Genomic DNA, 14133 nt, shown 5'->3' on the forward strand with positions numbered 1-14133 from the left:
AGATTCCGAGGCATGCCTCTTTATCAGACAACCCGCGCATCCCCGCGCCAACTTGGCTAAAATGCCGGCCTTTTCCACCTACGCCGCTGGAACCGCCGTGAGCAAAGAACCCGATCGCCTTTTCGCCCAGCCTTTGGCCCAGGTGCCTGACTTCGCCTTCAACGAGGACGTGGTGCGGGTGTTCCCGGACATGATCAAGCGCTCGGTGCCAGGTTATCCGACCATCGTCGAAAACCTTGGCGTGCTCGCCGCGCAGTTCGCCCAGCCTAATAGCGTGCTTTACGACTTGGGCTCGTCCCTCGGTGCCGTGACCCAGGCCCTGCGCCGCCACGTGCGCACCGACGGTTGCCGGGTAATCGCTGTGGATAACTCCGCCGCGATGGTCGAGCGCTGCCGCGAATACCTCAACGGCCAGGACTCGATGTTCCAGGAGTTGTTGCCGGTCGAAGTGATCGAAGGCGACATTCTCGCCCTCGACTTCCAGCCAGCCTCGGTGGTGGCGCTGAACTTCACCCTGCAATTCATCGCCCCGGAGCAACGTACGGCGTTGCTGTCGCGTATCCGCCAGTCGCTGTTGCCGGGCGGTGCGCTGATCCTCTCGGAAAAACTGCGTTTTGAAGACGAACAGGAACACGCGCTGCTCACCGACTTGCACGTCGCCTTCAAACGCGCCAACGGCTACAGCGAACTGGAAATCGCCCAGAAGCGCAGTGCCATCGAAAACGTCATGAAGCCCGACAGCCTTGAAGAACACCGCGAACGCCTGTTGGCCGCCGGCTTCTCGAAAGTCGTGCCGTGGTTCCAGTGTCTTAACTTTGCCTCGTTGATTGCCTTGCCATGATTGATCTGTCTCCACTCGCCCGCCGTCTGGCCGGTACTCCACTGGCCGAATGGGCGAACACCCTGCAAGCGCAACTCGACAAGAAAATGGAAAAGGGTCACGGCGACCTGGAGCGCTGGCAGAGTGCGCTGGACGCCCTGCCGAAGATCCAGCCGAGCGAAGTCGATTTACTCAACGGCCTGAAGCTCGATACCGATTGCGACGACGCAACCCGCGCGCAGATGCGCACCGCGCTGATGGGCTTGTCGCCATGGCGCAAAGGGCCGTTCGACCTGTTCGGCGTGCACGTCGACACCGAATGGCGCTCGGACTGGAAATGGTCACGGGTCGCCCCGCACCTGGACCTGAAGGGCAAACGTATCCTCGATGTCGGCTGCGGCAACGGCTACTACATGTGGCGCATGCTCGGCGCCGGCGCGGACAGTGTGATCGGCGTCGACCCGAATTGGCTGTTCTTCTGCCAGTTCCAGGCCGTGCAACGTTACCTGTCCGAGCCCAACGCCTGGCACCTGCCCTTCCCGTTCGAAGACCTGCCGCCGAACCTCGAAGGTTTCGACACGGTGTTTTCCATGGGCGTGTTCTACCACCGCCGTTCGCCGATCGAGCATTTGCTGGCGCTGAAGGATTGCCTGGTCAAGGGCGGTGAACTGGTGCTGGAAACCCTGGTGATCGAAGGCGACAAACATCAAGTGCTGGTGCCGGAAGACCGATACGCACAGATGCGCAACGTGTGGTTCCTGCCGTCGGTTCCGGCGCTGGAATTGTGGTTGCGGCGTGCCGGTTTCACCGACGTTAAATGCGTGGACGTGAGCGTGACCTCGGTCGAGGAACAACGCGGGACGGAGTGGATGAAGTATCAGTCGTTGAGCGACTTCCTTGATCCGCAAGATCACAGCAAGACCATTGAAGGGCTGCCGGCGCCGATGCGGGCGGTGATTGTGGCGAAGAAGTAACCCAATCCCCCCAAACACCAATTGAACCTGTAGGAGAGCTTGCCAGCGATAGCGCTGCATCAGTCGCCATCAATGTTTGATACGCCGACGCCATCGCTGGCAAGCCAGCTCCTACAGTGTCGAGTTCAGTCTGAGGGCTTCGCGCGGCGGGCCTTGAAGAATTCGCTAAGCACTGCCCCGCATTCCTCCGCCAACACCCCGCCTTCAAACAACACCCGATGATTCAAAAAGCCTTGGGTAAAAAATTGCCCCTGGCTCTGCACGATCCCCGCTTTCGGCTCCAGCGCGCCGTACACCACCCGCGCAATCCGTGAATGGACGATCAGCCCGGCGCACATGCTGCACGGCTCCAGCGTCACATAGAGGGTGCTGCCCGGCAGGCGATAGTTGCTAACAGCCTGGGCGGCGGCGCGGATCGCGACCATCTCGGCGTGAGCACTCGGGTCGTTGCCGCTGATCGGGCAATTGAAGCCGCGACCGATGATTTCACCGTCCTGCACCAGCACTGCGCCCACCGGCACTTCGCCGAGAGCAGCACCTTGGGCAGCCAACGCCAGCGCTTCACGCATGAAGTCGCGATCACGGCTGCGGTCGATGATCGCCGCGGGACGAATCTGACGCATCACACCACCTCGATAGCGGCCATCAGGCCGGTTTCCATGTGGTCGATCACATGGCAGTGGAACATCCACACGCCGGGGTTATCGGCCACCAGCGCCACTTGCGCGCGCTCGTTCTTGCCCAACAGGTAAGTGTCGGTGAAGTACGGAATGACCTTGTGCCGGTTCGAGGCGATGACCTTGAAGCTCATGCCGTGCAGGTGAATCGGGTGCTGATACTGAGTCATGTTTTTCAATTCGAAAATGTAGCTCTTGCCCTTTTCCAGTTTGGCAATCGGGCGGTCGGCGCAGGTCTTGTCGGTGATGTCCCAGGCTTGGCCGTTGATCTGCCACAGGCTCGGCGGTTTGCCGTTATCGACGTTCACCGACACCGAACCGACCCATTCGAAATTGAAGTTGAGTTTCTCGGCATTGGCCAGGTCCGGCTCGGCCACCGGGTTGGCGGGCAGCGCGGGTGGCCATTCGGTCGGGGCGTCCGTGTGGGCGACTGACCGCAACGTTCCCAGTCGCACCGGGCCGTTGCGCAGGGACAATTCTTCACCGGCCGGCGGGGCCTTGATCGCCAGGCAAATGCGCATGCCGGGACCGAGCCAGTATTCCTTGCCAAGCGGACGCGGCTCGATGGGGTTGCCGTCCAGCGCATAGATCTGCGCTTCGACGCCGGGAATGTTCAGGCGATAAGTCAGGGTGTTGTCGAGATTGAGCAGGCGTACTCGGGTGATCTGCCCGGCCGGCAAATCAATCACCGCTTGCGGGATGCCATTGATGGTCGACAGACGCCCCGCCGTTCCGCCACGGGCCGCTTCACGGGGAATACTGAAGTCGACGAACGCACCCTGTTCATCGATGTGCCAGTTCTTCAGGCTCAAGGTTTTTTCATACTTGAATCCGGTGGGCTCGCGCTCTTCGACGATCAGCGGGCCGACCAGTCCACGACCGAGTTCTTCGCTGCTGTTGACGTGGGGGTGATACCAATAGCTGCCGGCATCCGGCACGCGGAATTTGTAGTCGAAGTATTCACCCGGCAGCACCGGCAGCTGCGAGACGTACGGTACGCCGTCCATTTCCAGCGGCAGGCGGATGCCATGCCAGTGGATGGTCGTGGCAACCGGCAGGTGGTTGATGAAGCGCACCCGCAGCCATTCACCCTGGCGCACGCGCAACTCGGTGCCCGGTGCCGACGGGCCGAACGCCCAGGCTTCGGTCTTGTGTCCTGGCACCAGCTCGACGTCCAGCGGTGCGGCAATCAGTTCATAGTCGTGACCGGCATCCGCGTCGGCCCTCTTGCCCAGCCAGTAACGCGACGCACCGCCCGCCCCCACGCCAACCACCACAAGACCGGCCAGACCACCGAGTATTTGTCGACGGGAAAAGGACATGAACTCAACTACCTCACAAATCAGCGTCAGGCCCGGGGCCTGCAAAAGGCGAATACGATACACCTGCAACTGCGAAACAGTAAGGGCGACCTGTGGCCGCACATCAGCCCGGATATAACTATGTAGTGCACAGGCCTTGCACGAACGGGTCATCCTCGACGTCCCGTTCTTCTCAAGGAGAGAGAGTGCATGAACCCGAACGAAATACGTCCGCTACCCAATGCCGCCGACAAAGCCGCGCTAAAAGCCATCGCCAAAAGCGTCATCCAGACCTGCCCCGGCCTGCAGGACACCGCGCACGAAGCCGCCAGTGACCTGCTGAAAAAAACCGGCCTCACCGGCCTCGATCCGGATCAGGTGTATTTCCACCGTTTCGACGCCGCCCAAAGCAGCTCGAGAACTTTTACCGGTTGGGAGCATGTCAAAGCCACGCCGACGTCCTCCATGACCCTGACGCAGTTGGTAATCCACCGCTTTCGCGCCAGCGACCAGGACAATGCCGACCTGCTGGACGTCTATGCGGGCTTCTATACCGCCGGCTCGAACGCCGGCACCTTCAATGAAACCAACGAAGTGCGCCTGCACGGCAACGAAGTGCTCAAGGAATTCTGGAGCATCGATTTCAGTTCGATGTACCGCGAGCGCCTGACAACCTTCTGGAACACATCCGCTGCCGACTTCCGTACCCTGGCCAAGTGCAACTTTCTCATCGAGGCGGTGAAGGCACGGGACAAACGCCAGTTGAGCGACGAGGATTTCCAGTTCGTCACCGACGCTGTCATCGGTCCGGTCACCTGGCCTGTCACCCTGCAATTGCTGCAAGCACAGCATCCTTGCGCGGATAACGTTCGGGCGCTGGATGTCGATGGCTACGTCGCCACCAATGTCCTTCGTTTCGTTGCGCCCAAGGGCCGGCAAATGGTTTACCTGCCCGGTGAAACCGTCGCCTTCAAGGTGCTGGAAACAGAGACGGACATGCACTACTGGATGTTGCAGCAGATGAACAAAGACGCTGCACGTCAGGCGTTCATGACGCACTTTTCCATGGCCGATCGCCAGACCATCGCCGAGAATATCACCGACTTGATGAATCGGCTGGTCAGCACTTGGGGCAAGTACGACCATCACCTCATCAACAAGACAAACCGGATCATCAGCGGTGATGCCTTCAACTGGCTGCGCGATTCGAGCAAAGACGCGATGTTCGCCGAGGCCGATCTTTCATTGACCTCCAATGGCGACCTACGCAAGAAGCTGTGGATCGGCTACCTCAGTGCCGGTGTGAAAGTGTTTGGCCCGATGGCGGTCGTCGGCTGGCCGATTGCATTGCCCCTGGTCGGGGCCAGCATCGCCAACCTGGGCCTGAACATCGATCAGGCCCAGAATGCGAAGACCGCCGAAGAGCGCAAGGCCGGTGTCCTGGGTGCGGTGTTCGCCAGTATCGATGTGCTGTTCAACTTGCTCGTTCTCAAGGGCCCGGGCTCGCTGGAAGAAATCGGCCCCGAAATTGATGCCGCCGAAGCGAGTGAAATGGCCGAGTATCGCGAAGCATTAATACCGGATGAAGGCAGCGAGTCCGTTGGTGAATCGACGGAAACGTCTGAGCCGTCTGGACCTGTAACGGGCACACCCGGCAACACGGGCACAGGCAGTTCACCGTTATCAGTGCCGGATGCCTACAAAGTCGATGTGGTTCTGGACGACGCAACACTTGTCCGTGAGCCGGGCAAGTTCCAGGGGACCTATCGACTCCAGTCCAATCCCTCCAGCGCGATCAAGCTAAGGGGCAATGCCTACTACACACGCTACGAAAACAACCTCAATGGCCGTGGCCAGTGGGCAATCATCGACCCGGCCAACCCCGACTCGTTTTCAAGATCGATTCCGGTGCGGTTTTTGACTGCCGCTGAAGAGTGGGAAGTCGTACCCAAGCTGGGCCTCAAGGGCGGCATGGAAGCACCCATTGAGTTTGCCGAGGGCGTAAGTGGCGGGGCTGACGTCGAAGAGTGGGCACGAACGCCAGGCATTCATCTGCCGGGCCTTGAAGACCCTGCGATGAGGAAATGGGCGCTCGGGGGTGCAGACGTTCGCAGTCCATTCAGGCGAATTTGGTCGGTTGGCGGAATCGACGTCGAGAGCGTGGTGGGACGCGACGTCAGGGCAAACATCCAGAGTTGGCTCAGGCTTCCTGTCGTTGAAGAGGAAGTCAGTTTCAGCGAGTTCGAAATGGCTCAGGAAGTACCTCGCCAAACGCTCGTCAGTGATGCCAGGGCCTGGTACGACCTTCACCCCCCCGTACCCCGTTTACCGGTTGCTTCAGCGCAGTCGATCGCATCGCCCGGCGACCTGCTTGAAACGGCATTCGCGCAAAAACCGGGACTTGTCATCGGCGAAAGCCAAGGCAGCATCGGCAGCAAACAGTTCCTGATCGAGAACATGCCCGCCCTCGCTCAGCGCGGGGTGAAGACGCTGTACTTGCAGGAACTGCTGGTGAACGTCAATCAACCCGAACTGGATGCTTTCGCACGAACCGGCGAAATGCCCGCCGAGCTGGATAACTACCTGCAAAAACTCGATATCAAGGCCGGCAACGATCCCACTGGCAAATTCAATCTGATGAATTTGGTGAAAGCCGCCAATGCCCAGCGCATTCGGGTACAGGCCATCGACATGTCGACGACCTACAACATCAACAAAGAAGCTTTCGCCTGGGAGTCGGATTACCAGTCGTCACGGAGTTTTTTTGCAAGCGAAGTCATTCAATTCAATGAAGCGTTAAAAGCGCCAGCTAAATGGGTGGCCCTGGTCAATCACGAGAACATGGCGACGTTCAGAGGTTATCGAGGCATCAGCGAACAGACGGACGCGTTGAGCATCCGCATCGACGACGTGGCACCAGGACAAGCGCAATCCATTGGCGCCGACCCGGGGTTACCCGTGGAATACGCAGACTATCCGGACTCCCCCGTTTATGAAGTGTCGGACGGGACCGACGTCGACAGCATCCATGACTCGATCAAAGGTGACTGGCGTCTTCAGGTGGAAACCCAATGGGCGTACAGAACCCCGCATGACCTCAGAGTTCTGTTGCCGAAACCGGGGATGTTCACCTTCCAGCGCTACCGAAGCAGCGCCCTGGTGGTGTATCGCAACGCCGAAGGTCGAATGGCCGACAGCGTGATCAGGACGACACCCGGTGGCAGGCTCAACCTGGATACTCCGCTTCGGCCCGCCTACGAATCCATGACGGTGAATAACCTCGATGAACTGAAAGAGGCATTGATCGCCAAAGGCATGAAACCCATGGGTTGGCCCGCCGAACTCGCTGAAGAAGTCGACTCAGCCTTGCCTGAAATCTCCCAACGCGTCGAAGTACCCAGCCACTGGCAAGCCAACGAACTGCTCGAAGGTCAAACGCCAGTGAGCGAGCCTGGGAAATTCCAGGGTATTTATCAGCTCGAGTCCAACCCGTCATCCGCCATCCTGATGAACGACCTCGCGTACTACGTGCGCTACGAGAGCGACCTCAATGGTGCAGGGCACTGGGCAATCATCGACCCGGAAAACCCGAACAGCTTCACGAACTCGATTCCGGTACGCATCAACGCCGAGGGTGAATGGGAAACCCTGCCACGCAACGGTCTACAGGGTGGTGGCAATAACCTGCCGGGAAGGTCACAAATAGCTGTTCCAAACCCTCCACAAGCAAACCCGGGCCGCCCCGTCACTCCCTATGATGTGTCTGGGGGACTGCGCCTGAGAAAGCTCGCGCTGGGCATAAGAGAGACCCACATCAGAATCGTCCGCCAGCCAAACGGCAGTCTGCGCGGAATGTCCACTTACGATGAATACGTTGCAGCGTCTCGTGCCAAGTTGTCGAAAGACGCTCGTGAGTTTTTTTCCCACAGCGGCTTCACACGTTCATTGCCCCCACGCCCGGAGCTTCCTGCCGTTACACCTTCGACTACGGTTACTGAACTGATTCAAAAAGTATTCGACGCGGCACCGGGCCTGGTGGTCGGCGAAAGCCAGGATCGCATTGCCAGCATGCAGTTTCTCATCGAGAACATGCCGACCCTCGCGCGTCAGGGTGTCAAGACGCTCTACTTCCATCGTCTGCTCAATGACTTCAGTCAACTGGACCTCCTCCAATTCTTCCAGACCGGGGAAATGTCCAGCGACCTCGAGGAGTATCTGCAACGGCTGGAAAGCGACCCCTCCGGACGATACACGCCGCTTCAAGTGGTCAAGGCTGCCCGACTCAACGGCATTCGCGTTCAGGCAACAGACTGCCTGGCGAGCTACCGCTACCCCGCTTCGCCACTTCCCGACATGCACGAACAAGCCATCAAGACTTACCTCACCCACTCCATCATGCAGGCGGAAAAATCCCTCAACGGAGCTGGCAAATGGGTGGTACTGACGGATCAGCAAAACATAAACACCTTCCGCGGCATGGCGGGCATCAGCGAAATGCAGGGCGGTATCGGATTGCGCATAGAGGAGGTGCTGCCTGAAAACCACCTGCTGATCGAAACGGACAGAGGGATTGAAATTGGGCGCGGTTTTGCCACTCAACCCGAATCCACAGTCGGCAATTACGACACTCTGTACGCTGACATGAGTTTGCAGTCGCCACTGCCGTTGCTCGAAAGGACACCGGCCGAGCTCGAACGACTACTGTTCCGGCAAGGGATGTTCACCTTCGTGAAATCGAATGGGAACTGGACGCTGATTCATCGCAGCAGAGTCGGTCAACTTGTCCGCACTCTCGTCGAGCATACGGCTGACGGCAAATACCTGATCAATCGCCCGTCATGGACCGATGTGCATCAGGTGCCGTATGACAACATCGTCGAACTGACCTGGGCTCTCAGCCGCATGGGCATGGATCTGGTAGGCCGTTTGCCGCTTTAACTGACCACCCGCTTTTTCACGGGTACGCATCCCCCCGAAATGCAAAAAGCCCCCGATCTCACGATCGGGGGCTTTTTTGTCGCTATCGTTTCGAGCCTGCGTTTATCGGCTCAATCACGATCATTCCCACTCAATAGTCGCTGGCGGCTTGCTCGATACGTCGTAGGTGACGCGGGAGATGCCTTCGATTTCATTGATGATGCGGCCGCTGACGGTTTCCAGCAGTTCGTAAGGCAGGTGAGCCCAACGCGCGGTCATGAAGTCGATGGTTTCCACGGCACGCAGGGCCACGACCCACGCGTAACGACGGCCATCGCCCACCACCCCAACCGATTTCACCGGCTGGAACACCACGAATGCCTGGCTGACCTTGTGGTACCAGTCGGCCTTGCGCAGTTCTTCGATGAAGATGTGGTCGGCGCGACGCAGCAGGTCGGCGTATTCCTTCTTCACTTCACCGAGGATCCGTACGCCCAGGCCCGGGCCCGGGAACGGGTGACGGTAGACCATGTCGTACGGCAGGCCCAGTTCCAGGCCCAGACGACGGACTTCATCCTTGAACAGTTCGCGCAGTGGCTCGACCAGTTTCAGGTTCATTTCTTCCGGCAGGCCGCCCACGTTGTGGTGCGACTTGATCACGTGGGCCTTGCCGCTTTTGGCGCCAGCCGACTCGATCACGTCCGGGTAGATGGTGCCCTGGGCCAGGTACTTGATGTTTTCCAGTTTGTTGGACTGGGCATCGAACACGTCGATGAAGGTACGGCCGATGATCTTGCGCTTCTTCTCCGGGTCGGACTCGCCGGCCAGGTTGTTGAGGAACTGGTCCTCGGCGTTGGCGCGGATCACCTTGACGCCCATGTTCTCGGCGAACATGGCCATCACTTGCTCGCCTTCGTGCAAGCGCAGCAGGCCGTTGTCGACGAATACGCAAGTCAGCTGGTCGCCGATGGCTTTGTGCAGCAGTGCGGCAACCACGGACGAATCCACGCCGCCGGACAGGCCGAGCAGCACGTTGTCGGTGCCGACCTGGGCGCGAACCTGGGCGATGGCATCTTCAGCGATCTTCGAAGGCGTCCACAGTGCTTCACACTCGCAGATGTCGAGGATGAAGCGCGACAGGATGCGGCCGCCCTGCTTGGTGTGGGTCACTTCCGGGTGGAACTGCACGCCGTAGTAGCGACGGTCATCGCTGAACATGCCGGCGATCGGACAGCTCGGGGTGCTGGCCAGGATGTGGAAGTCTTCCGGCATGCGGGTAACTTTGTCACCGTGGCTCATCCATACGTCGAGGCCGAACAGGCCATCGGCGTCGATGTGGTCTTCGATGCCGTCGAGCAGGCGGCTCTTGCCGACCACGTCAACGCGGGCGTAACCGAACTCACGCAGCTCGGAACCTTCAACCTTGCCACCCAGTTGCTCGGCCATGGTCTGCATGCCGTAGCAGATACCGAAGACCGGCACGCCCAGGTCCCAGACCGCTTGCGGGGCACGTGGGCTATCAGCCACGTGTACCGACTCGGGGCCCCCGGCGAGGATGATCCCTTTAGGCGCGAATTCGCGGATCGCTTCATCGTCCATGTCGAACGGATGCAGTTCGCAATACACGCCGATTTCACGCACGCGGCGGGCGATCAATTGGGTGTACTGGGAACCGAAGTCGAGGATCAGGATGCGGTGAGCGTGAATATCGAGGGCCATGATTCAGTCTCGTCTAAGTCATTCAGAAACAGTCGTGATTCAGAAACAACTCGGGGCTGAATAAAACAGCCCCGGTTGCTTAACTTGTCGCTTGAAGGCTCAACCTACGCGGTAGTTTGGCGCTTCTTTGGTGATCTGCACGTCGTGGACGTGGGACTCGGCCATGCCAGCGCCGGTGATCCGCACGAACTCAGGCTTGGTGCGCATTTCTTCGATGTCGGCGCTGCCGGTGTAGCCCATCGAGGAGCGCAGGCCGCCCATCAGTTGGTGGATGATCGCGCTCAGGGTGCCTTTGTAAGGAACACGCCCTTCGATACCTTCCGGAACCAGCTTCTCGGCGCCTGCCGAGGAGTCCTGGAAGTAACGGTCGGAGGAACCTTGAGCCTGGGACATGGCGCCCAGCGAACCCATGCCGCGATAAGCCTTGTACGAACGGCCCTGGAACAGTTCGATCTCGCCCGGCGCTTCTTCAGTACCGGCGAACATCGAGCCCATCATCACGCAGGAGGCACCGGCTACGATGGCCTTGGACAGGTCACCGGAGAAACGGATGCCGCCGTCGGCGATCAACGGAACGCCAGTGCCTTCAAGGGCAGCGGCGACGTTGGCGATGGCACTGATTTGCGGGACGCCGACACCGGCGACGATACGGGTGGTGCAGATCGAGCCCGGGCCGATACCGACCTTGACCGCATCAGCGCCAGCTTCGGCCAAAGCCTTGGCGGCAGCGCCGGTGGCGATGTTGCCGCCGATGACCTGCACTTCAGGGAAATTCTGTTTGACCCAGCGAACGCGGTCGATCACGCCTTTGGAGTGACCGTGAGCGGTGTCGACCACCACCACGTCAACGCCGGCGTTGACCAGGGCAGCGACGCGGTCACCGGTGTCTTTACCGGTACCGACGGCGGCGCCAACGCGCAGACGACCTTGATCGTCCTTGCTGGCCAGCGGGTAAGCCTTGGCTTTTTCGATGTCGTTGACGGTCATCATGCCTTTAAGGGCGAATTTGTCGTCGACGATCAGCACGCGTTCGATGCGGTTCTTGTGCAGCAACTCGCGAACGTCATTCTTGTCGGCGCCTTCCTTGACCGTGACAAGACGTTCTTTCGGCGTCATGACTTCACGGACAGTGGCTTCCAGACGGTTTTCGAAACGCACGTCACGGGAAGTGACGATGCCGACCAGGTCGCCATCATGCAGTACCGGAACGCCGGAGATGTTGTGCATGCGGGTCAGTTCGAACAACTCACGCACGGTAGCGTCGGCGTCGATGGTGATCGGATCCTTGACCACACCGGCTTCGTAACGCTTGACCTTGCGGACTTCGGCAGCTTGCTGCTCGATGGTCATGTTCTTGTGGATGATGCCGATGCCACCTTCCTGAGCCATGGCGATTGCCAGACGGGCTTCAGTGACGGTGTCCATGGCAGCGGAAACCAGTGGAATATTCAGCTCGATGCCACGGGTAAGGCGGGTCTTGAGACTGACTTCGTTAGGAAGCACCTCGGAATAACCGGGCACTAGGAGAATGTCGTCGAATGTCAGAGCTTCTTGGCTGATACGCAGCATCGCGGGGGCTCCCGAGCGGGAAAATGGAAGCGCGCCATTATAGTCAGACACCCCTTCGGGTTCAATGTAAAACTCTGTCTATTATCGATGCGGTGATCGACGGGAGATTTGAAGGGCATCGCCAGCAAGCCGGCTCCTACAGATTTAGCGTGATCTTGTAGGAGCCGGCTTGCTGGCGATCAACGATAACGCGGTCCATCCGACGCGTTACAACTCGACTTTCACCCAACTGACAGGCTGATCGAGCCAATCGGCAAACTCGTCGAGAAAGCTCTGCTTGAACCCGGCTTCGGCCCAGTTGTTGAAGATAAAGCCCAGGTTGGAAAAGCCGCATTCCTGCAAAAACAAAAAGCCGTTGATGTCGTCTTCATGTCCGCATTCCGGGCAGGTGAAGTTATCCGTGCGTCCCGGCATCCAGTCTTCCAGGCTTTCAAACAACGCTTCACCGACTTCCTTGCGGCACTCGGCGCAACCTGCCTCACTGAGAAACCCCTTGGCCGGTGTATAGATGCAACGCTTGGTGACGATCTCGAGGCCATTGATCGGCTCACCGAACGGCAAGGCTTCCGGGTGCAGGACCACCGCGCGGGCGCCGTCGGCGATGGCGTGAGCCATGCGATTGCCGGTGCGACCGCAAGTGGTCAGCTCTTCGTTGATGATGTTCTTGCGCACCAGCCAACGCACGATCGCCCGGGCCCTCGGCTCGTGCACCGGCAGCGTGGAGATTTTCGGGACGATGATGCTTTGCGAATTCATGGGATACAGGCCTGAAGCTTTAATGAAGGGACTTGAATACCCCACAAATAATAGGTCGACCCAGACATGATGCCTGGCACCGACCTTGTAGGAGCTGGCTTGCCAGCGATGGCGTCAGCACTTCAAACATTGATGTCGACTGAACCACCGCTATCGCGGGCAAGCCCGCGCCTACAGAAGAGGGCGGACCTGTCCGAGAGGTTTTTACAGCTCTACGACCACAGCCTGCGAAGCACGGGTCGCCTTGGCACGGGCGGCTTCGATCGACTCGTCACGCGCCAACGCAACGCCCATGCGGCGCTGGCCGTTGACTTCAGGCTTGCCGAACAGGCGCAGCGCGGTATCCGGCTCGCTCAACGCAGCGCCCAGGTTGGCGAAAGCGGTCTGGGTAGACTGACCTTCCACCAGAATCACCGCCGAAGCCGAAGGCCCGAACTGACGGATCAACGGGATCGGCAAACCGAGGATTGCCCGTGCGTGCAGAGCGAATTGCGACAAGTCCTGGGAAATCAGCGTGACCAGGCCAGTGTCGTGCGGGCGCGGCGAGACTTCGCTGAACCACACTTGATCACCTTTGATGAACAGCTCGACGCCAAACAGACCACGACCGCCCAAGGCTTCAGTGACAGCTTTGGCGACGCGCTCGGATTCAGCCAGTGCGATCGGGCTCATGGCTTGTGGCTGCCAGGATTCCTGGTAGTCGCCCTTCTCCTGACGGTGGCCGACTGGCGCGCAGAAGGTGGTGCCGCCGACGTGACGCACGGTCAACAGGGTGATTTCGTAGTCGAAATCGATGAAGCCTTCAATGATCACCCGACCTTTACCGGCACGGCCGCCCTCTTGCGCGTAGTCCCAGGCTGTTTTGACGTCATCGACGCTGCGCAGCAGGCTCTGGCCTTTGCCCGACGAACTCATGACCGGCTTGACCACGCAAGGGAAACCGAGGTCTTCGACCGCCTTGCTGTAGTCCTCGAAGGTGTCGGCGAAGTGGTACGGCGAGGTCGGCAGGTCCAGCTCTTCGGCGGCCAGGCGACGGATGCCTTCGCGGTTCATGGTCAGCTGTGCCGCGCGCGCGGTCGGGATCACGGTGAAGCCTTCGGCTTCCAGCTCGACCAGGGTCGAGGTGGCAATGGCTTCGATTTCCGGCACGATGAAGTGCGGCTTCTCGGCTTCGATCACGGCGCGCAGTGCAGCGCCGTCGAGCATGTTGATTACGTGGCTGCGGTGCGCAACCTGCATGGCCGGCGCGTTGGCATAGCGGTCCACGGCTATCACTTCAACGCCCAGGCGTTGCAGCTCGATCACCACTTCCTTGCCCAACTCGCCACAGCCACACATCAATACGCGGGTCGCGGTCGGCGACAATGGAGTTCCGATACGGGTCATCTGAAGGTCCTCAA

Annotated in this window: 9 protein-coding genes; 3 read left to right on the forward strand and 6 right to left on the reverse strand. The window is 59.6% G+C overall.

Annotated features, from left to right (window positions below; all coding sequences use genetic code 11):
• Positions 1 to 61: 61 nt before the first annotated feature.
• Entirely contained in the window at positions 62 to 841 is a 780-nt protein-coding gene (cmoA, locus tag ABVN21_RS18430) for a carboxy-S-adenosyl-L-methionine synthase CmoA (protein WP_339553500.1), read from the forward strand.
• Positions 838 to 1794: a tRNA 5-methoxyuridine(34)/uridine 5-oxyacetic acid(34) synthase CmoB gene (cmoB, locus tag ABVN21_RS18435; protein ID WP_339553499.1), complete on the forward strand. Its 957-nt coding sequence runs from the start codon at positions 838 to 840 to the stop codon at positions 1792 to 1794. The genes cmoA and cmoB overlap by 4 nt, the downstream gene beginning before the upstream one ends.
• Positions 1795 to 1919: 125 nt before the next feature.
• Here the strand turns inward: cmoB and tadA are convergent, their stop codons facing one another.
• Complete coding sequence (gene tadA, locus ABVN21_RS18440) at positions 1920 to 2417, reverse strand: tRNA adenosine(34) deaminase TadA (protein WP_339553498.1); 498 nt, start codon at positions 2415 to 2417, stop codon at positions 1920 to 1922.
• Positions 2417 to 3793 carry a multicopper oxidase family protein gene (locus tag ABVN21_RS18445; protein WP_339553497.1) on the reverse strand — a complete coding sequence of 459 codons (1377 nt, stop codon included), beginning with the start codon at positions 3791 to 3793 and terminating at the stop codon, positions 2417 to 2419. The genes tadA and ABVN21_RS18445 overlap by 1 nt, the downstream gene beginning before the upstream one ends.
• Positions 3794 to 3982: 189 nt before the next feature.
• On the opposite strand from ABVN21_RS18445, the gene ABVN21_RS18450 reads away from it, so the two are divergent.
• Positions 3983 to 8710: a membrane-targeted effector domain-containing toxin gene (locus tag ABVN21_RS18450; RefSeq protein ID WP_339553496.1), complete on the forward strand. Its 4728-nt coding sequence runs from the start codon at positions 3983 to 3985 to the stop codon at positions 8708 to 8710.
• Positions 8711 to 8830: 120 nt separating this feature from the next.
• Here the strand turns inward: ABVN21_RS18450 and guaA are convergent, their stop codons facing one another.
• The 4 genes from guaA to purT form a co-directional block, all read right to left on the reverse strand.
• The gene (gene guaA / locus ABVN21_RS18455) at positions 8831 to 10408 is read right to left on the reverse strand and encodes a glutamine-hydrolyzing GMP synthase (protein WP_339553495.1); all 1578 of its coding nucleotides are present in this window, start codon (positions 10406 to 10408) and stop codon (positions 8831 to 8833) included.
• 99 nt (positions 10409 to 10507) lie between these two features.
• Entirely contained in the window at positions 10508 to 11977 is a 1470-nt protein-coding gene (gene guaB / locus ABVN21_RS18460) for an IMP dehydrogenase (RefSeq protein ID WP_339553494.1), read from the reverse strand.
• A gap of 207 nt (positions 11978 to 12184) precedes the next feature.
• Positions 12185 to 12733 carry a sugar ABC transporter ATPase gene (locus ABVN21_RS18465; RefSeq protein WP_339553493.1) on the reverse strand — a complete coding sequence of 183 codons (549 nt, stop codon included), beginning with the start codon at positions 12731 to 12733 and terminating at the stop codon, positions 12185 to 12187.
• Between the two features lie 204 nt (positions 12734 to 12937).
• A complete protein-coding gene (purT, locus tag ABVN21_RS18470) occupies positions 12938 to 14119 on the reverse strand; it encodes a formate-dependent phosphoribosylglycinamide formyltransferase (RefSeq protein WP_339553492.1) in 1182 nt (393 codons plus the stop codon).
• Positions 14120 to 14133 lie beyond the last annotated feature (14 nt).

It is taken from the genome of Pseudomonas sp. MYb327 (assembly GCF_040438925.1).
Classification (GTDB): Bacteria; Pseudomonadota; Gammaproteobacteria; order Pseudomonadales; family Pseudomonadaceae; genus Aquipseudomonas.

Coding starts and splice junctions, on each gene's coding strand:
- cmoA (WP_339553500.1), top strand. CDS start 62: ATGCCGGCCTTTTCCACCTACGCCGCTGGAACCGCCGTGAGCAAAGAA.
- cmoB (WP_339553499.1), top strand. CDS start 838: ATGATTGATCTGTCTCCACTCGCCCGCCGTCTGGCCGGTACTCCACTG.
- tadA (WP_339553498.1), bottom strand. CDS start 2,417: ATGCGTCAGATTCGTCCCGCGGCGATCATCGACCGCAGCCGTGATCGC.
- ABVN21_RS18445 (WP_339553497.1), bottom strand. CDS start 3,793: ATGTCCTTTTCCCGTCGACAAATACTCGGTGGTCTGGCCGGTCTTGTG.
- ABVN21_RS18450 (WP_339553496.1), top strand. CDS start 3,983: ATGAACCCGAACGAAATACGTCCGCTACCCAATGCCGCCGACAAAGCC.
- guaA (WP_339553495.1), bottom strand. CDS start 10,408: ATGGCCCTCGATATTCACGCTCACCGCATCCTGATCCTCGACTTCGGT.
- guaB (WP_339553494.1), bottom strand. CDS start 11,977: ATGCTGCGTATCAGCCAAGAAGCTCTGACATTCGACGACATTCTCCTA.
- ABVN21_RS18465 (WP_339553493.1), bottom strand. CDS start 12,733: ATGAATTCGCAAAGCATCATCGTCCCGAAAATCTCCACGCTGCCGGTG.
- purT (WP_339553492.1), bottom strand. CDS start 14,119: ATGACCCGTATCGGAACTCCATTGTCGCCGACCGCGACCCGCGTATTG.